We start from the raw sequence: 16958 nt of genomic DNA, 5'->3' as shown, positions 1-16958 counted from the left end.
CTGTCTTCGACCGTACGGAGACGAAGCGGGCGAAGCGTCACTCTACGGGGCCATTCCGACCCTGGGAATCGTCGGGGTGCGCCCCTGAGACAGCTCCTCCTGGACGGTGACGGGCCCGGTCCCGCCCTGCTCGCGGGTCTCCCGCCTGCGCAGCCGGGCGCGGCCCGCGGGCACGACGAGCAGATGGGCGAGGATCACACCCGCGGTGTTCAGCAGCAGCGAGTCGACGTCCACGACCCTGCCGGGGACACCGGTCTGCAGCAGGGCGATGCCGAGGGAGACCAGGGCGCCCGCGGTGGCCGTGCGGACCAGGGAGGCGAGCGGCGAGACGGTGACCCGGCCGTGCGCCATCGGCAGCAGGACGCCCAGCGGGGCGAGCAGCGCCAGCCCCTCACCGAGGGGTCTCGCGGCCCGCGGCCAGCCCAGGGCCAGATCGGCCCGGACACCGGCGAGCGGGTGCAGGTTGGGAGGTGTCACCCAGGGCACGTCCAGCGGCCGCAGCATCAGCCAGGCCACGAGGGCGAGGTGGGCGACGAGGAGGACACCCCCCGTCACCCGGATGCGGATCGCGGCGCTGCCGCCGATGGAGCCTTGACGCTGCACGCCACCCAAGACGCAGCACCGGGTACGAACGGTTCCGCGCCGCAACTTTCCGTTGCGGGCGGCCGTGCCCGGCCGGGCGTGGGACCGCTCGCCGGAGCGGACACGCCGTCGCCGGCGGTCGTGGCCCGGCCGCCGAACCGGCTACCTGACCTCGCTGGAGGGCGGCTGCACGCTTCCCGGGCGGTCGCGGACCTCGCCCGTGCACTCGTAGCGGCGCAGTGCGGCGGGGCGCGGGCCGCCCAGGACGACCGAGCCGTCGCCCTCCGTCGCCGCCGAGTCCGACAGCGTGCACACCAGCTGGGCCAGGGCGTAGGAGGTGAGACGCGAGGGCGCCGTGCTCAGGTGGAGCGTGTCCTCGGGCTCCCTGGGGCCGGGACCGCGCACGCTGAGGGCGCCCGGCACGTACGTCGCGTAGCCCGCGGAGCGCTCCGCGGCGGAGGGCGACGCGGCGAGCTGGTCCAGCAGCCCCTGCGCCACGATCACCCGGCGCCGCGCGTCCGGGGTGCCCTCGGGGACGCGTACCGTCCGGTCCACGGTCACCAGGGAGGCCCCGCACAGCAGGAAGACCTGCACGGGCACCCCCTGCGCGGACTGCGTGGCCGGGCTCGGCCCGGCCAGCGAGCACGGCACGCGCGAGGGTGCCGCGCCGAAGTCCGTCGGCACCTGGGTGGCCCGGATGCCGCAGCCGGTGAGCAGCAGACCCAGAAGGGGCACCGCCAGTATGCGTCGTCTCACGGTCCGCGTGGTCATGACCCCTCCTTTCCTGAACTGTCGTCGGCATCCTGCTTGTTGTCTGGTGCGCCGCCGTCCGGCTCCTCCGTGAGCCGGGAGGAGTCCCGGGGCAGCGTGAGGGTGAACACCGCGCCGCCGTCGGGTGAGTTGGCGGCGGTGATCTCGCCGCCGTGGATGTGGGCGTTCTCCATGGCGATGGACAGGCCCAGGCCGCTGCCCTCGGAGCGGGGCCGGGAGGCGCTCGCCTTGTAGAAGCGGTCGAAGACGTGCGGCAGGACGTCCTCGGGGATGCCGGGGCCGTGGTCGCGGACCTGGATCAGCACCGAGTCGTCCGACGCCCGCACCGACACCCGCACCGGCGATCCGCCGTGCTTGAGCGCGTTGCCGACCAGGTTGGCGAGGATCACGTCCAGCCGGCGCGGATCGAGGCGGGCGTGGATGCCGCGTTCGGCGTCCAGCTCGACCGCGTCCAGCCAGGCCCGGGCGTCGATGCAGGCGGTGATCTGGTCGGCGACGTCGACGTCGTCCAGGACCAGTCGGGCGGTGCCCGCGTCGAAGCGGGTGACCTCCATCAGGTTCTCGACCAGGTCGTTCAGCCGGCGGGTCTCGCTGACCACCAGCCGGACCGCCGGCTCGATCATCGGGTCGATGCTCCCCGACTCGAACTCCAGCTCCTCCTCCAGCACCTCCGTCACGGCGGTGATGGCGGTCAGCGGCGTCCGCAGCTCATGGCTCATGTCGGCGACGAACCGCCGCGAGGCGTCGTCCCGCGCGGCCATCTCCGCGACGCGCTGCTCCAGCGCCTCGGCCGCGTTGTTGAACGTCCGGGAGAGGTCGGCGAGCTCATCGGTCCCGGACACCCGCAGCCGCGTGTCCAGCTTGCCCTCGCCGAGCCGCCGGGCGGCCACGCCGAGCCGGTGCACCGGCTTCAGCACGGTCGTGGCGGCGGCCTGTGCGAGCAGCGCGGCGCCGATCAGCGCGAGCCCGGTGGCGATGCCCAGCGACCAGGCGAGCGAGTTGAGATCCTTGGCCTCCGGCTCCAGGGACTTCGCCATGTAGCCGGTCGGACCGCCGCCGATCACCCGCGTGCCGGCCACCAGGTACGGCGTGCCGTGCTCCGTGACCCGCTGCCAGTACAGGTGGTACGGCTCCTTGTTGGAGTCGGTCACCTTCTGCTGCTTGTTCACGGCGGCGCGCAGCGATCCCGGTACGTCCTCCAGCGCGAAGCCGTTGATGCCTCCCGAGTTGCCGTACACCGTCTTGCCGTCGGTGTCCTGGGCGACCAGCAGCACGCTGAAGTGCTGGCTGCTCGCCGCCATCTGGCCCGCCACGCGCTGGAGTTGGTCCTGCGTGGGGTGCTCCGGCAGTGCGCCCGCCCGGTTCTGCATCTCCTGCCGGAAGTCGCGCAGCACCGCGTCCTGGGCACGGGTGAGCACCGCCTCCCGGTTCAGCCAGTAGGCGATGCCGGACGCCGACACCGCCGCGGTGAGCGCGACCAGCGCGAAGACCACCACCAGGCGCAGCCTGAGGCTGGTGAACCTGAGCCGCGACAGATTTCCCCTGCGCCCCGCGGCCCAGCCGCGCAGCCCCCCTTGCGTGTCGGTCACTGAGGAGTGTCCAGGCGGTAGCCGACACCACGGACGGTGCGGATCAGGGTCGGGGACGACGGCACGTCCTCCACCTTGGCGCGCAGCCGCTGCACACACGCGTCCACCAGGCGGGAGTCGCCCAGGTAGTCGTGCTCCCACACCAGCCGCAGCAACTGCTGCCGCGACAGGGCCTGACCGGGCCGCCGGCTCAGCTCCAGCAGCAGCCTGAGCTCGGTCGGGGTCAGCTGCAGGTCCTCGCCGTTCTTCGTCACGGTCATCGCCGACCGGTCGATGACGAGGCTGCCGAAGGTCGCCGAGTCGCTGGACTCGCGCTCCCCGCGCCGCAGCACGGCCCGGATCCGGGCGTCCAGCACCCGGCCCTGGACCGGCTTGACGACGTAGTCGTCGGCGCCGGACTCCAGCCCGACCACGACGTCGATGTCGTCGTTGCGCGCGGTCAGCAGGATGATCGGCAGCTGGTCGGTGCGCCGGATACGGCGGCACACCTCGAAGCCGTCGATGCCGGGCAGCATCACGTCCAGCACGATCAGGTCGGGCCGCTGCTCGCGCAGCAGCTTCAGACCGTCCTCACCGCTGGCAGCGGTCGCCACCCGGTGTCCCTGGCGCGTCAGGGAGAGCTCCAGGGCCGTACGGATGGCGTCGTCGTCCTCGATCAGCAACAGGGAAGGCACGGGCTCATTCTGGCCCATGGACGGGGTGTCGTACGACCTGCGCGCACCAGGCTCTCCCTGCCGCCACCCACTGTGCACGCCCTGTGACGGACCTGGCCTGACCCCTGTGACAGGTCTGTGACAGTCGGCGGACACGGCCATGAAGTCACCCCGGCAGTCTTTTGGACACGGGCCGGACGGGGGAGCCACAACCGGCCCGGCAAGGCCGAACCACCGCAAGTCCACGACGGGGAGCGCGAGATGAACACGCTGCACAGCATCAGCACCAGCGCCGTAGTCACGCGTCTGCACGACGTGCACCGGGGTTACGAGAAGTCCGGTGCCGTGAGCGGGCGGGGGTGCGCTCGCGGCACCGGGCGTCAGCACACCGCGTTCATGACGGTGGTTGACGCGAACACGGGGGAAACGCACGGGGGAACCGCATACAGGGAGGACTCGGGGGAGCAGCGCCGTTCCCTGTCGGAGGCGGAGTTCACCGCCTACGTCCAGGAGCGCCGCGCCTCCCTGTACGCCACCGCCTACCACCTGACCGGCGACCGCTTCGAGGCCGAGGACCTGCTGCAGAGCGCGCTGTTCTCGACGTACAAGGCGTGGGACCGGATCAGCGACAAGGCGGCGGTCGGCGGATACCTCCGCCGCACCATGACCAACCTGCACATCAGCGCCTGGCGGCGCCGCAAGCTCAACGAGTACCCGACCGAGGAACTGCCGGAGACGCCCTCCGACACGGACGCGATGCGCGGCACAGAACTGCGCGCGGTCCTGTGGCAGGCGCTGGCCCGGCTGCCCGAACTCCAGCGCACCATGCTCGTCCTGCGCTACTACGAGGGCCGCACGGACCCGGAGATCGCGGAGATCCTCGACATCAGTGTGGGCACGGTGAAGTCCAGCATCTGGCGGTCGCTGCGCCGGCTGCGCGAGGACGAGGTCCTCAGCTTCGGCCGTGACCAGGAGGACGCCTTCGGCGAACTCGTCGCCTGAAGGTCAGGGGTCACTGGGGGGTGACCCGAGGGGGGACACGGGGGACACGGGGGAACCACTGGGGAGGGACACGGGGGCAGGGAAAACGGGGGAGCAAGGGGAGCGGGACTGGTGGGCCGGGGGGTCCGACCAGTCCCGTTTCGCGTTGCGTACGCCGCGCGGGCCGTCCGTACGCCGGTCACGCCACCGCCTGCCGGCGCACCTGCCGTCCCGCGGCCGCCGCCGCGAGCCTGCCGAGGGCCTCGTCCCGGTCGCAGGGATGCGCGCCCAGGGACACCTGGCGGCTGACGATCGACCGTTCCGCGCGCATCAGCCGCCAGCCGCGGCGCAGCAGGAACGGCACCGACTTGCGGCCCTCCTTCAGGTCGCGCAGGAAGCGGCGGCGGAACGTCGTGACGGATCCCCGGGTCAGGCACAGCGCGTCCGCCAGCACACCCCGTTCGCGGCAGCGCTCGACGATCTCCGCGGCGAAGATGCCCTCCGCGATGAACAGCGGGGTACGGCCGATGTGCAGCGTCTCCTCGCCCGTACGGGCACTGCGCGCGAGGTCGTACACCGGTACCGGCGTGGTCCCCGTGGCGCACAGCCGGGCGATGGCTTCGACGGCGACGTCCGCGTCCCACGACTCCGGGTGGTCCCAGTCGATGTCCGAACTGCCCTCCACCAGCGGCAGGGTCGGGTCGTCGCCCTCCTTGTAGAAGTCGTCGAGACGCAGCACGGGAAGCCCGGAGCGGGCGGCGACGAGGGACTTGCCCGAGCCCGAGGGGCCGCACAGCAGCACGACACGGGCGGGGGACGGGAGATGAAGGCTCACGGAACACCAGTTTGAGGCATGGGGAGCCGCCTGCCGACCCCGCGGGTCGGCTTTTGAGCGTGACTCCCACCTCAACTACTCTTCGTGTCGAACGCGTTACCCTCCGCATCAGAAGGTGGCTCCTGGATGGCACGACACGCTTTCCCCCTCAACCACACCGCGAAGCGCGCCCTGATCGTCCTCGCGACCGCCTCGGCAGCGATGGGCGTGGGCGCGGCGGCGGCGTCCGCGGACGCCGCCGGCCTCGCGGAGGTGCCCTGGCGGCCCGCTACCACCTTCGGGACGATGGCACCGCAGGCCGCCCTGCAGGGCACGACCGGCGGGCTGCGGTACGCCACCGTCCCCGTGCAGGCCCTGCGGTACACCCCGGTCGCCGGGACCGCCGCCGCCCCGTCGGACGACGGTGACGTCTCCGGGTACACCGGCCCGCTCGTCGAGACCGGCACCGTCGGTGTCGTCCCGGCGGTGGAGCGGACCGTGGGCGGCCTGCTCGGCGGCGGGGCCTGAGCCCGTCCGGTGCCGCACGAGAGAGCCGCGTCCTCCCCGGACGGAGGGAGGACGCGGCTCTCGGTCGTGCGGGGCCAGGGCGCCGCGCTCAGTACGACGAGCCGGAGGCGCCCAGCGAACCCGTCGGGTGCCAGACCGTCTTGGTCTCCAGGAACGCCGTCATCCGGTCGGTGCCCGGCGTCTCGAAGTAGTCCACAGGCTGTGGACGCAGCGTGCGCTTCAGGTTGTCCGCCGCCGCGATCTCCAGCTCCCTGGCCAGCGTCTCGTCGGCGCCCGCGAGGTCGATCGCGTTGACGTCCTGGTGCGCGGCCAGCGGCGCCGCGATCTCGGCCGTACGCCCGGACAGGACGTTCACCACGCCGCCGGGGACGTCGGAGGTGGCCAGCACCTCGGCCAGGGAGAGGGCCGGCAGCGGGGCCTTCTCGGAGGCCACGACGACGGCGGTGTTGCCGGTCGCGATCACCGGGGCGACCACGGAGACCAGGCCCAGGAAGGACGACTCCTGCGGGGCAAGCACGGCGACCACGCCGGCCGGCTCCGGGGAGGACAGGTTGAAGAACGGGCCCGCGACCGGGTTGGCGCCGCCGACCACCTGGGCGATCTTGTCCGTCCAGCCCGCGTACCAGACCCAGCGGTCGATCGTCGCGTCCACGACCGCGGCCGCCTTCGGCTTCGACAGGCCCTCGGCGTCCGCGACCTCGCGCACGAACTGGTCCCGGCGGCCCTCCAGCATCTCGGCGACGCGGTAGAGGACCTGGCCGCGGTTGTACGCCGTCGCCCCGGACCAGCCGCCGAACGCCTTGCGCGCGGCCACGACCGCGTCCCGGGCGTCCTTGCGGGAGGAGAGGGGCGCGTTGGCCAGCCAGTTGCCCTTGGAGTCCGTCACCTCGTACACCCGGCCGCTCTCGGAACGCGGGAACTTCCCGCCGACGTACAGCTTGTAGGTCTTCAGGACGCTCAAACGGTCAGACATCGAGGTACGCCTCCAGGCCGTGGCGGCCGCCCTCGCGGCCGAAGCCCGACTCCTTGTAGCCGCCGAACGGCGAGGTCGGGTCGAACTTGTTGAACGTGTTGGACCAGATCACGCCCGCGCGGAGCTTGCTCGCCACCGCCAGGATCCGCGAGCCCTTCTCGGTCCAGATGCCCGCCGACAGGCCGTACTGCGTGTTGTTCGCCTTGGCGACCGCCTCGTCCGGGGTGCGGAAGGTGAGCACCGACAGCACGGGGCCGAAGATCTCGTCGCGGGCGATGGTGTGCGCCTGGGTGACGTTCGTGAAGAGCGTCGGGGCGAACCAGTAGCCGGAGGCCGGCAGTTCGCAGGCCGGGGACCAGCGCTCGGCACCCTCCGCCTCGCCCTGCTCGGCCAGCGCGGTGATCCGGGCCAGCTGCTCGGCGGAGTTGATCGCACCGATGTCGGTGTTCTTGTCCAGCGGGTCGCCGAGGCGCAGGGTGGAGAGCCTGCGCTTCAGGGACTCCAGCAGCTCCTCCGCGATCGACTCCTGGACCAGCAGGCGGCTGCCCGCGCAGCAGACCTGGCCCTGGTTGAAGAAGATGCCGCTCACGATGCCCTCGACGGCCTGGTCGATCGGGGCGTCGTCGAAGACGATGTTGGCGCCCTTGCCGCCCAGTTCGAGGGTGAGCTTCTTCCTCGTGCCCGCGACGGTCCGGGCGATCTCCTTGCCGACGGCCGTGGAGCCGGTGAAGGCGACCTTGTTCACGTCCGGGTGCGCGACGAGCGCGGCGCCCGCGTCGCCGTAGCCCGGGAGGATGTTGACGACACCCTTGGGCAGGCCGGCCTGGCGGCAGATGTCCGCGAAGAACAGGGCGGAGAGCGGGGTCGTCTCCGCCGGCTTCAGGACGACCGTGTTGCCGGTCGCGAGCGCCGGGGCGATCTTCCACGCCAGCATGAGGAGCGGGAAGTTCCAGGGGATGACCTGGCCGGCCACGCCCAGCGGCCGCGGGTTCGCTCCGAAGCCGGCGTGGTCGAGCTTGTCGGCCCAGCCCGCGTAGTAGAAGAAGTGCGCCGCGACCAGGGGGAGGTCCGCGTCGCGGGTCTCCTTGATCGGCTTGCCGTTGTCCAGCGTCTCCAGGACCGCCAGCTCGCGGCTGCGCTCCTGGATGATCCGGGCGATGCGGAACAGGTACTTGGCGCGCTCGGAGCCCGGCAGCGCCGACCACATCTCGAACGCCTTGCGGGCGGCCCTGACCGCGCGGTCGACGTCCTCGGAACCGGCCTGGGCGACCTCGGAGAGGACCTCCTCGGTCGACGGCGAGACGGTCTTGAAGACCTTGCCGTCGGCGGCCTCCGTGAACTCGCCGTCGATGAACAGGCCGTAGGAGGGGGCGATGTCGACGACCGAGCGGGACTCGGGCGCGGGTGCGTACTCGAATGCGGATGCCATGGGGATCAGTCCACCGTCACGTAGTCGGGGCCGGAGTAGCGGCCGGTGGCCAGCTTCTGACGCTGCATCAGCAGGTCGTTCAGGAGCGAGGAGGCGCCGAAGCGGAACCAGTGGTTGTCCAGCCAGTCCTCGCCGGCCGTCTCGTTGACGAGGACGAGGAACTTGATGGCGTCCTTGGAGGTGCGGATGCCGCCGGCCGGCTTCACGCCGACCTGGATGCCGGTCTGCGCACGGAAGTCCCGTACGGCCTCCAGCATGAGCAGCGTGTTGGCGGGGGTGGCGTTGACCGCGACCTTGCCGGTCGAGGTCTTGATGAAGTCGGCGCCGGCGAGCATGCCGAGCCAGGAGGCGCGGCGGATGTTGTCGTACGTCGACAGCTCGCCGGTCTCGAAGATGACCTTCAGGCGGGCGCTGTCGCCGCAGGCCTCCTTCACGGCGACGATCTCGTCGTACACCTTCACGTACCTGCCCGCGAGGAACGCGCCCCGGTCGATGACCATGTCGATCTCGTCGGCGCCCGCGGCGACGGCGTCACGGACGTCGGCCAGCTTGACGTCGAGGGCGGCGCGGCCGGCCGGGAAGGCGGTGGCGACCGAGGCGACCTTCACGCCGGAGCCGGCCACGGCTTCCTTGGCCACGGCCACCATGTCGGGGTAGACGCAGACCGCGGCCGTGGCCGGGGCCGTACGGTCCGTGGGGTCGGGGTGGACCGCCTTGGCGCCGAGCGCCCGGACCTTGCCCGGGGTGTCCGCGCCTTCCAGCGTCGTCAGGTCGACCATCGAGATGGCGAGGTCGATGGCGTACGCCTTCGCGGTGGTCTTGATGGAACGGGTGCCGAGAGACGCGGCGCGCGCCTCCAGGCCGACCGCGTCGACGCCGGGCAGCCCGTGCAGGAAGCGGCGCAGCGTGCTGTCGGACGCGGTGACGTCCGAGAGAGCGTGAGCTGTGGGTGCGGTAGTGGGCATGGTCACCAGACGAGCATATCTACGCGCGTAGCAGCTGTACAGCCCCGGCGCTCATCTCTCCTTTGTGGATCACGGATGAGCGGCGGTATCAGGGCAGGCGGCGGCCATCCGGAGCCGCGTCGTGCAGAATCGGGGCCATGACGACCCCGGACCACCAGTCACCCGCGGCACAGCCTCCGGATCCCGTGTTCAAGGACCGGATCTACCGCTCGCCCCTGGCCATCCCGAGCGGTGTGCTGCTGCTCGGCCTGATCGGCTGGCTGGGCTTCGACGCGCTGTTCCGCGGCCACGGCCGGACCCCGTGGCTCGCGCTCGCCGGGATGATCCTCGTCGTGCCGCTGGTGATCGCCTTCACCCTGCGCCCGGCCGTGTTCGCCAACGACGACCGGCTGCGGATCCGTAACCCCTTCCGCGTGATCACCCTGCCCTGGGGCGAGGTCGCCGCCCTGCGCTCCGGCTACTCGAACGAGGTCGTCGCGAAGTCCGGCACCAAGTACCAGCTGTGGGCCATCCCGGTCTCGCTACGGGGCCGGAAGAAGGCGGCGGCACGCAAGGCGCGGGCGGGGGCCGGCACGGGTCCGGAGGACGTCCGGGGCGCCACGCTGTCCCGGCTCGGCGGCTTCGGCCGAGGGGCGTCCGGTATGGGGGGCTCCGGTCCGACGCGGGCCGAGACCGACCAGTGGATGGACGACCTGCGCGGCCTCCAGGAACGGCACGAGGGCCCGGACACGGCGCACGGCGAGACGACCGTCCGCTGGGCCTACGAGGTGCTCGGACCGGCGCTGGCGGGGGCGGTCGTTCTGGCGATCCTGCTGGCTGTGGGGTGAGGGGCGGGGGGCGAGACGGGGCGTACGGACGCCGGCGGACGTCGTGAAGTGACCGCCGGGCCGCTCGCCTCCCGGCCGGTGCCGGGCTTCCACGGTCCGCGCCAAGGGCGCTCCAGCGCGACGGAGAGGCGAGGGGCGCCCCCAACTGTCCCAGCGGTCCCCTGGTCCCGTCGGAGCGGTGACTGGCAGATGTGGGCCAGGGGTGCGGGGCGAAGAGGGAGGCCGGGCGGGTGGGGGGAGCTGTGGGGTGGCACAAACCTGCCCATCGCTGTCCCGGGCCGGCGGGCCACCCGCCCCAGTGGGTGAACGGGCGGCCCGCACGTCGCCGGAGGTGCCCGGCGGGGCGGTGGCTCAGATGCCGGCCGCTGTCGACAGGTCCCGCTTGATCGCGGTCAGGAGGTCGGTCGCGCGGGTTCGGGCGGCCGGCAGCGCGGTGTGGTCCGCGACCGGTACGACGACCTCCAGGTAGCACTTCAGCTTCGGCTCGGTGCCGCTCGGGCGGACGATCACGCGGGCGCCGTCGAGGGTGTAGCGCAGGCCGTCGGTCGGCGGCAGCCTGTCCGTGCCCCGGGTGAGGTCCTCGGCCCGGGTGATGGCCAGGCCCGCCAGCTCGGTCGGCGGCTGCTCGCGCAGGCGGCGCATCGCGTCGGCGATGAGGGAGAGGTCCTGGACACGGACCGAGAGCTGGTCGGTGGCGTGCAGGCCGTGCTCCACCGCCAGGTCGTCCAGCAGGTCGAGGAGGGTGCGGCCCTCCTCCTTGAGCACCGACGCCAGTTCGGTGATCAGCAGCGCCGCCGTGATGCCGTCCTTGTCGCGGACGCCCTCGGGGTCCACGCAGTAGCCGAGGGCCTCCTCGTAGCCGTAGCGCAGTCCGTCGACGCGGGCGATCCACTTGAAGCCGGTCAGGGTCTCCTCGTAGGGGAGGCCCGCCTTCTCGGCGATACGGCCGAGGAGGGACGAGGAGACGATCGACTCCGCGAAGGTGCCCTGCGCGCCGGACCGGACCAGGTGGGCGCCGAGCAGGGCGCCGACCTCGTCGCCGCGCAGCATGCGCCAGTCGTCCCCGTCCCTGACGGCCGCGGCGCAGCGGTCGGCGTCGGGGTCGTTGGCGATGATCAGGTCCGGGTCGGTCGCGCGGGCCCGGGCGAAGGCGAGGTCCATCGCGCCCGGCTCCTCCGGGTTGGGGAACGCCACCGTCGGGAAGTCGGGGTCCGGGTCGGCCTGTTCGGCGACCAGGACGGGCTCGGGGAAGCCGGCGCGGGCGAAGGCGGCCAGCAGGACGTCCTTGCCGACGCCGTGCATCGCCGTGTAGACCGTGCGGGCCGTGCGGGGGGAGCCGGGGGCCAGGACCGCGTCCGTACGGGCCAGGTAGGCGTCCAGGACCGAGTCGTCCAGGATCTCCCAGCCGCTCTCCGGGCGGGGTACGTCGTTCAGGGAGGCGATCGCGTCGATCTCGGCGGCGATCTCCGCGTCAGCGGGCGGCACGATCTGGGAGCCGTCGCCGAGGTAGACCTTGTAGCCGTTGTCCCGGGGCGGGTTGTGGCTGGCGGTGACCTCGACACCCGCGACCGCGCCGAGGTGCCTTATGGCGAAGGCCAGGACGGGGGTGGGCAGCGGGCGGGGGAGCACGGCGGCACGCAGGCCGGCGCCGGTCATCACGGCGGCGGTGTCCCGGGCGAAGTCGGCGGACTTGTGGCGGGCGTCGTAGCCGATGACGACGAGTCCGCCGCTCTGGCCGTTCTTCTTCAGGTACGCGGCGAGACCGGCCGCGGCGCGGATGACGACCGAGCGGTTCATGCGCATCGGGCCGGCGCCCAGCTCGCCTCGCAGGCCGGCGGTGCCGAACTGCAGCGTGCCGCCGAAGCGGGCGGACAGCTCCGCCGCGTCACCGGCGTCGATCAGCTTGGCCAGTTCGTTACGGGTCTCCTGGTCGGGGTCCTCGGCGAGCCATGCGCGGGCCCTGGCCATCAGATCGTCGTGCACCTTGGGATCAACCTCTCCGTATCTGCGTGGTCCACCGGGGGCCTCGCCCCCAGACCCCCGTTCCCCACCCCCGACCGGGAACGGCCGGCCGAGAGGTGAGCGCACGGGAGCCCCGTCACCGGCGCCTCAGCGCCTGCGTCCGCTTACAGCTTGCCCAGCACCTGGGTCAGCAGCTGCCCCATCCGTGCCGCCGAGTCGCGGCCGGCCTGGAGGACCTCCTCGTGGTTGAGGGGTTCGCCGGTCATGCCGGCCGCCAGGTTGGTGACCAGGGAGATGCCCAGCACCTCGGCACCCGCCTCGCGCGCGGCGATGGCCTCGAGGACCGTGGACATGCCGACCAGGTCCGCGCCGATGACGCGGGCCATGCGGATCTCGGCCGGGGTCTCGTAGTGCGGGCCGGGGAACTGCGCGTAGACGCCCTCCTCCAGGGAGGGGTCGATCTCCTTGCACAGCGCGCGCAGGCGGGGGGAGTACAGGTCGGTCAGGTCGACGAAGTTGGCGCCGACGATCGGGGAGGTGGCGGTGAGGTTGATGTGGTCGCTGATGAGGACCGGCTGGCCGGGGCGCATGCCCTCGCGCAGGCCGCCGCAGCCGTTGGTCAGGACGATGGTCTTGCAGCCGGCGGCCACGGCGGTGCGGACGCCGTGCGCCACGGCGGCGACGCCACGGCCCTCGTAGTAGTGCGTGCGGCCCAGGAAGACCAGCGCGCGCTTGTCACCGAAGGAGTACGAGCGGACCCTGCCGCCGTGCCCCTCGACGGCCGGCGGCGGGAAGCCGGGCAGCTCGGTGACCTGGAACTCGGCGTCGGGCGCGCCCAGGGCGTCGACGGCCGGAGCCCAGCCGGAGCCCATCACGAGGGCGACGTCGTGGGTCTCTGCGCCGGTGAGGGCGCGCAGGCGCGCGGCGGCGGCGTCGGCGGCGGCGTAGGGGTCGCCCTGGATGTCGTCCGGAAGAAGAGATGCGTTCACGTGGTCGAGGGTAGCCGCTCTTCGCCTACGCGCGTAGATGACAGACGTCACGGGATCGCGATCGTTGTCTTGTCGTTTCCGACGAAGGCCGCGGCACCGCGGGACCGCCGGGTCAGCAGGGGCGCTTGCGGAGTTCCATCACATAGTCGTGCGGCGCGCCCGCGGACTCCGCCGCGTCGGCGATCTCACCCAGGTAGCGCGCCGACGGCAGGCCGCCCTCGTAGCCGTTCAGGACGTACGTCCACGCCGTCTCCTCGCCGTCGAGGGTGTGCACGCGCACCCGCATCCGGCGGTAGAGGTCGTCCCCCACGCCCTCCCAGTGGTCAAGGGACTCCTCGTCCATCGGGGCGATGTCGTACAGGCCGACGAAGACCTGCGCGAGCGGGTCCTCCACGATCGTCGCCAGCGCGCCCTCCCAGCCCAGCTGCTCGCCGCCGAACGTCAGCCGCCAGCCGTTCAGCCAGCCCGTGGCGCGCAGCGGGGAGTGCGGGGCGCGGAAGGACATCAGGCCCGCGTCGAGGTTGCCGGCGTACGCGGCATAGAGCGACATGGAGAGAGGGTACGGCAGGGGGAACGCGAGGCACTTCTGCCCCAGCCGAAGCTTCTGTGCGCCCCCGGGCAGTAGCACCTTGAAGGGTGCGGGACAATGGAGTACGTGACTCGGATCGTGATCATCGGTGGCGGACCCGGCGGATACGAGGCGGCCCTGGTGGCCGCCCAGCTCGGTGCGGAGGTGACCGTCGTCGACTGCGACGGTCTGGGCGGGGCGTCGGTGCTGACCGACTGCGTGCCGTCGAAGACGCTCATCGCTACGGCCGAGGTGATGACCACCTTCGATTCGTCGTACGAAGAGCTGGGGATCATCGTCGCCGACGACACCCCGCCGCTGGAGCAGGCGGCCCGGGTGGTCGGGGTGGACCTCGGTAAGGTCAACCGCCGTGTGAAGCGGCTGGCTCTCGCCCAGTCCCACGACATCACCGCCTCGGTCACGCGCGCGGGCGCCCGGGTCATGCGCGGGCGCGGCCGGCTGGACGGCATGCAGTCCCTCGACGGGTCCCGCAAGGTCGTCGTCACCGCCGCCGACGGCACCGAGGAGACCCTCACCGCCGACGCCGTCCTCATCGCCACCGGCGGTCACCCCCGCGAGCTGCCCGACGCCCAGCCCGACGGCGAGCGCATCCTGAACTGGACCCAGGTCTACGACCTCACCGAGCTGCCGGAAGAGCTGATCGTGGTCGGCTCCGGTGTGACCGGTGCCGAGTTCGCCGGCGCCTACCAGGCCCTGGGGTCGAAGGTCACGCTCGTGTCGTCCCGCGACCGCGTGCTGCCGGGCGAGGACCCGGACGCCGCCGCCGTCCTGGAGGACGTCTTCCGGCGCCGCGGCATGAACGTCATGGCCCGCTCCCGCGCGCAGTCCGCCAAGCGCGTCGGCGACCGGGTCGAGGTGACCCTGGCCGACGGCCGGGTCATCAGCGGCTCGCACTGTCTGATGGCCGTCGGTGCCATCCCCAACAGCGCGGGGCTCGGCCTGGAGGAGGCCGGCGTCAAGCTGCGCGACTCGGGGCACATCTGGACCGACAAGGTGTCCAGGACGACCGCTCCTGGTGTCTATGCGGCCGGTGACGTGACGGGTGTCTTCGCCCTCGCGTCCGTCGCCGCCATGCAGGGACGTATCGCCATGTACCACTTCCTCGGCGACGCGGTGGCCCCGCTGAACCTCAAGACCGTCTCCTCGAACGTCTTCACCGACCCCGAGATCGCCACCGTCGGCTACTCGCAGGCGGACGTGGACGCGGGCAAGATCGACGCCCGGGTCGTCAAGCTGCCCCTGCTGCGCAACCCGCGCGCGAAGATGCAGGGCATCCGGGACGGCTTCGTGAAGATCTTCTGCCGGCCGGGTACGGGCATCGTCGTCGGCGGTGTGGTCGTCGCGCCCCGCGCCTCGGAACTGATCCACCCCATCTCGATCGCCGTCGACAACAATCTGACGGTCGAACAGATCGCGAACGCGTTCACGGTGTACCCCTCCCTTTCGGGGTCGATCGCCGAGGTGGCACGACAGCTCCACACCCGCAAGGCCGGCGTGGAGGCCTGACGGCCGGATCCGACTTCCCGCTGGTCACGGGGAGTTGCCGCGAGTGCGTACGGCATAGTCGGGGCGGCCAGGTCCTATACCACTTCCGCCCCTGCCGTACGAACAACTTCTGTTATTCGGCGCAAACTGCTGAAACCAGACGGTCGCTGGGGTTACTGTCAGTTTCGTGTTCGCTGCTGAACGTCGCCAATTGATCCTCGAAATGGTGCGAGCGAACGGTGCCGTGTCGCTCCGTGAGCTCGCCCGCGTCGTCCAGACCTCCGAAGTGACCGTACGGCGGGACGTGCGCGCACTGGAGGCAGAAGGACTCCTCGACCGCCGGCACGGCGGTGCGGTACTGCCGGGCGGGTTCACGCGAGAGTCCGGCTTTCCGCAGAAGTCCCATCTCGCGACCGCCGAGAAGACGGCCATCGCCGACCTCGCGGCGGGCCTCGTCGAAGAGGGCGAGGCCATCGTGGTCGGCGCGGGTACCACCACGCAGGAGCTGGCCCGCCGGCTCGCGCGGGTGCCCGGGCTGACCGTCGTCACCAACTCGCTGCTGGTGGCCCAGGCGTTGGCCCATGCCAACCGGGTGGAGGTCGTGATGACCGGTGGCACCCTGCGCGGCTCCAACTACGCCCTCGTCGGCTCCGGCGCGGAGCAGTCCCTGCAGGGGCTGCGCGTGTCCAAGGCCTTCCTGTCCGGGAGTGGGCTCACCGCCGAGCGCGGGCTGTCCACGTCCAACATGCTCTCGGCGTCCGTCGACCGGGCGCTGGTGCAGGCCGCCGCGGAGGTGGTGGTGCTCGCCGACCACACCAAGCTCGGCACGGACACGATGTTCCAGACCGTGCCGACCGACGTCATCACCCGCCTGGTCACCGACGAGCCGCCCGTCCACGACGACCGCGCCGCCACCGAGTTGCAGGCCCTGGCCGACCAGGGGGTGCAGATCGCCGTGGCCGGGGCGAACGGAGCCCCTCCGGGGGGTGAGCAGGCCCCGGCGCGGCGTGCGCCACTGCCGGGGCCGCGCAGGGGGATGGCGCTCCGGTCGGGAGCGGGGTTCGGGGAGCCGACGCCGGCTGAGCGCGGGCGTGTTGCTGATTTGCGGCGGCGGTAGCCGGCAGGCCCGGTCTGCCTTCAGGGCCTGATCGCCCTGGGGCCTCGGATGGCGGGGCGGGCGGGTGCGGGTTCCCCCTGGCTCGTCGCGCGGTCTCCCGCGCCCCCGGGCCGGCTGCCCCTCGCCTCCTCGAAAAGTGACGCCCGGTGGACCGAAGCGGTCGGTCCACCGGGCGTCGCTGTGAATCGGTCGTCAGTCCTTGATCTCGCAGATCGCCGCACCGGACGTGAGGGAGGCGCCGACCTCGGCGGTCAGGCCCTTGATGGTGCCCGCCTTGTGGGCGTTCAGCGGCTGTTCCATCTTCATGGCCTCCAGGACGACGACCAGGTCGCCCTCCTTGACCTCCTGGCCCTCCTCGACCGCGACCTTGACGATCGTGCCCTGCATCGGGGAGGCGAGGGTGTCGCCGGACGCCACGGGGCCGGACTTCTTGGCGGCGCGGCGCTTCGGCTTGGCACCGGCCGCGAGGCCGGTACGGGCCAGGGACATGCCCAGGGACGAGGGCAGGGAGACCTCGAGGCGCTTGCCGCCGACCTCGACGACGACCGTCTCGCGGCCGAGCTCTTCCTCCGCCTCTGTGTCAGCCGGGGCGGCGAAGGGCTTGATCTCGTTGGTGAACTCGGTCTCGATCCAGCGGGTGTGGACCGTGAAGGGGTCGGTGGAGTCGGTGAGTTCGGGGGCGAACGCCGGGTCCCTGACGACCG

Annotated in this window: 17 protein-coding genes; 5 read left to right on the top strand and 12 right to left on the bottom strand. The window is 72.0% G+C overall.

Features of this window, described 5'->3' with window-relative positions:
* Nucleotides 1-42: 42 nt before the first annotated feature.
* From ACZ7HQ_RS35955 to afsQ1, 4 genes are all read right to left on the bottom strand, one after another.
* Nucleotides 43-603, bottom strand: a complete 561-nt coding sequence (locus tag ACZ7HQ_RS35955; RefSeq protein WP_470999219.1) for a VanZ family protein — start codon at nt 601-603, stop codon at nt 43-45.
* Nucleotides 604-744: 141 nt separating this feature from the next.
* Entirely contained in the window at nt 745-1353 is a 609-nt protein-coding gene (locus ACZ7HQ_RS35950; protein WP_470999217.1) for a hypothetical protein, read from the bottom strand.
* Nucleotides 1350-2942, bottom strand: a complete 1593-nt coding sequence (locus tag ACZ7HQ_RS35945) for an ATP-binding protein (RefSeq protein ID WP_470999215.1) — start codon at nt 2940-2942, stop codon at nt 1350-1352. The genes ACZ7HQ_RS35950 and ACZ7HQ_RS35945 overlap by 4 nt, the downstream gene beginning before the upstream one ends.
* Nucleotides 2939-3616 (bottom strand): two-component system response regulator AfsQ1, encoded by a 678-nt coding sequence (gene afsQ1 / locus ACZ7HQ_RS35940; RefSeq protein WP_159050378.1) that lies wholly within the window; start codon nt 3614-3616, stop codon nt 2939-2941. Before afsQ1 ends, ACZ7HQ_RS35945 begins: the two co-directional genes overlap by 4 nt.
* Before the next feature lie 240 nt (nt 3617-3856).
* Between afsQ1 and ACZ7HQ_RS35935 the strand changes: the two genes are divergently transcribed.
* Nucleotides 3857-4597, top strand: a complete 741-nt coding sequence (locus ACZ7HQ_RS35935) for a SigE family RNA polymerase sigma factor (RefSeq protein ID WP_470999213.1) — start codon at nt 3857-3859, stop codon at nt 4595-4597.
* A 178-nt stretch (nt 4598-4775) separates the two neighbouring features.
* On the opposite strand, the gene ACZ7HQ_RS35930 is transcribed toward ACZ7HQ_RS35935, so the two are convergent.
* Nucleotides 4776-5411 carry a uridine kinase family protein gene (locus tag ACZ7HQ_RS35930; protein ID WP_470999211.1) on the bottom strand — a complete coding sequence of 212 codons (636 nt, stop codon included), beginning with the start codon at nt 5409-5411 and terminating at the stop codon, nt 4776-4778.
* A 126-nt stretch (nt 5412-5537) separates the two neighbouring features.
* On the opposite strand from ACZ7HQ_RS35930, the gene ACZ7HQ_RS35925 reads away from it, so the two are divergent.
* Nucleotides 5538-5918: a hypothetical protein gene (locus ACZ7HQ_RS35925; protein ID WP_470999209.1), complete on the top strand. Its 381-nt coding sequence runs from the start codon at nt 5538-5540 to the stop codon at nt 5916-5918.
* A gap of 88 nt (nt 5919-6006) precedes the next feature.
* On the opposite strand, the gene ACZ7HQ_RS35920 is transcribed toward ACZ7HQ_RS35925, so the two are convergent.
* The 3 genes from ACZ7HQ_RS35920 to deoC are packed head-to-tail and all read right to left on the bottom strand — an operon-like array spanning nt 6007 to nt 9285.
* Complete coding sequence (locus ACZ7HQ_RS35920) at nt 6007-6891, bottom strand: aldehyde dehydrogenase family protein (RefSeq protein WP_470999207.1); 885 nt, start codon at nt 6889-6891, stop codon at nt 6007-6009.
* Nucleotides 6884-8320 (bottom strand): aldehyde dehydrogenase family protein, encoded by a 1437-nt coding sequence (locus ACZ7HQ_RS35915; RefSeq protein ID WP_470999205.1) that lies wholly within the window; start codon nt 8318-8320, stop codon nt 6884-6886. Before ACZ7HQ_RS35915 ends, ACZ7HQ_RS35920 begins: the two co-directional genes overlap by 8 nt.
* 5 nt (nt 8321-8325) lie before the next feature.
* Complete coding sequence (gene deoC, locus ACZ7HQ_RS35910) at nt 8326-9285, bottom strand: deoxyribose-phosphate aldolase (RefSeq protein ID WP_470999413.1); 960 nt, start codon at nt 9283-9285, stop codon at nt 8326-8328.
* Between the two features lie 137 nt (nt 9286-9422).
* Here deoC and ACZ7HQ_RS35905 point away from each other — a divergent pair, with 137 nt between their 5' ends.
* On the top strand, nt 9423-10112 hold the full coding sequence (locus ACZ7HQ_RS35905) for a PH domain-containing protein (protein WP_470999203.1): 690 nt from the start codon (nt 9423-9425) through the stop codon (nt 10110-10112).
* A 351-nt stretch (nt 10113-10463) separates the two neighbouring features.
* Here the strand turns inward: ACZ7HQ_RS35905 and ACZ7HQ_RS35900 are convergent, their stop codons facing one another.
* The 3 genes from ACZ7HQ_RS35900 to ACZ7HQ_RS35890 all read right to left on the bottom strand — a co-directional run bounded on the left by ACZ7HQ_RS35900 (nt 10464) and on the right by ACZ7HQ_RS35890 (nt 13613).
* Nucleotides 10464-12095 carry a phospho-sugar mutase gene (locus ACZ7HQ_RS35900; protein ID WP_470999201.1) on the bottom strand — a complete coding sequence of 544 codons (1632 nt, stop codon included), beginning with the start codon at nt 12093-12095 and terminating at the stop codon, nt 10464-10466.
* Nucleotides 12096-12238: 143 nt separating this feature from the next.
* Nucleotides 12239-13063, bottom strand: a complete 825-nt coding sequence (locus tag ACZ7HQ_RS35895) for a purine-nucleoside phosphorylase (RefSeq protein ID WP_470999199.1) — start codon at nt 13061-13063, stop codon at nt 12239-12241.
* A gap of 112 nt (nt 13064-13175) precedes the next feature.
* Nucleotides 13176-13613 (bottom strand): gamma-glutamylcyclotransferase family protein, encoded by a 438-nt coding sequence (locus ACZ7HQ_RS35890; protein ID WP_470999197.1) that lies wholly within the window; start codon nt 13611-13613, stop codon nt 13176-13178.
* A 96-nt stretch (nt 13614-13709) separates the two neighbouring features.
* On the opposite strand from ACZ7HQ_RS35890, the gene ACZ7HQ_RS35885 reads away from it, so the two are divergent.
* Nucleotides 13710-15158: an NAD(P)H-quinone dehydrogenase gene (locus ACZ7HQ_RS35885; RefSeq protein WP_470999195.1), complete on the top strand. Its 1449-nt coding sequence runs from the start codon at nt 13710-13712 to the stop codon at nt 15156-15158.
* A gap of 202 nt (nt 15159-15360) precedes the next feature.
* A complete protein-coding gene (locus tag ACZ7HQ_RS35880) occupies nt 15361-16254 on the top strand; it encodes a DeoR/GlpR family DNA-binding transcription regulator (RefSeq protein WP_470999193.1) in 894 nt (297 codons plus the stop codon).
* A 192-nt stretch (nt 16255-16446) separates the two neighbouring features.
* Here ACZ7HQ_RS35880 and ACZ7HQ_RS35875 read toward each other — a convergent pair.
* Nucleotides 16447-16958: acyl-CoA carboxylase biotin carboxyl carrier protein subunit (locus tag ACZ7HQ_RS35875; RefSeq protein WP_470999191.1), on the bottom strand; the 512-nt coding region annotated here is incomplete at its 5' end.

This window comes from Streptomyces sp. NPDC037290, from assembly GCF_055603245.1.
The sequence above is the reverse complement of the archived record's forward strand: the minus strand, read 5'-3'. Positions and strand labels throughout refer to the sequence as shown.

Bases quoted from the DNA above. Each gene is read 5' to 3' on its own strand.
- ACZ7HQ_RS35880 (WP_470999193.1), top strand. From the start codon at position 15,361: ATGGTGCGAGCGAACGGTGCCGTGTCGCTCCGTGAGCTCGCCCGCGTC.
- deoC (WP_470999413.1), bottom strand. From the start codon at position 9,285: ATGCCCACTACCGCACCCACAGCTCACGCTCTCTCGGACGTCACCGCG.
- ACZ7HQ_RS35890 (WP_470999197.1), bottom strand. From the start codon at position 13,613: ATGTCGCTCTATGCCGCGTACGCCGGCAACCTCGACGCGGGCCTGATG.
- ACZ7HQ_RS35885 (WP_470999195.1), top strand. From the start codon at position 13,710: ATGGAGTACGTGACTCGGATCGTGATCATCGGTGGCGGACCCGGCGGA.
- ACZ7HQ_RS35915 (WP_470999205.1), bottom strand. From the start codon at position 8,320: ATGGCATCCGCATTCGAGTACGCACCCGCGCCCGAGTCCCGCTCGGTC.
- ACZ7HQ_RS35920 (WP_470999207.1), bottom strand. From the start codon at position 6,891: ATGTCTGACCGTTTGAGCGTCCTGAAGACCTACAAGCTGTACGTCGGC.
- ACZ7HQ_RS35935 (WP_470999213.1), top strand. From the start codon at position 3,857: ATGAACACGCTGCACAGCATCAGCACCAGCGCCGTAGTCACGCGTCTG.
- ACZ7HQ_RS35925 (WP_470999209.1), top strand. From the start codon at position 5,538: ATGGCACGACACGCTTTCCCCCTCAACCACACCGCGAAGCGCGCCCTG.
- ACZ7HQ_RS35905 (WP_470999203.1), top strand. From the start codon at position 9,423: ATGACGACCCCGGACCACCAGTCACCCGCGGCACAGCCTCCGGATCCC.
- ACZ7HQ_RS35950 (WP_470999217.1), bottom strand. From the start codon at position 1,353: ATGACCACGCGGACCGTGAGACGACGCATACTGGCGGTGCCCCTTCTG.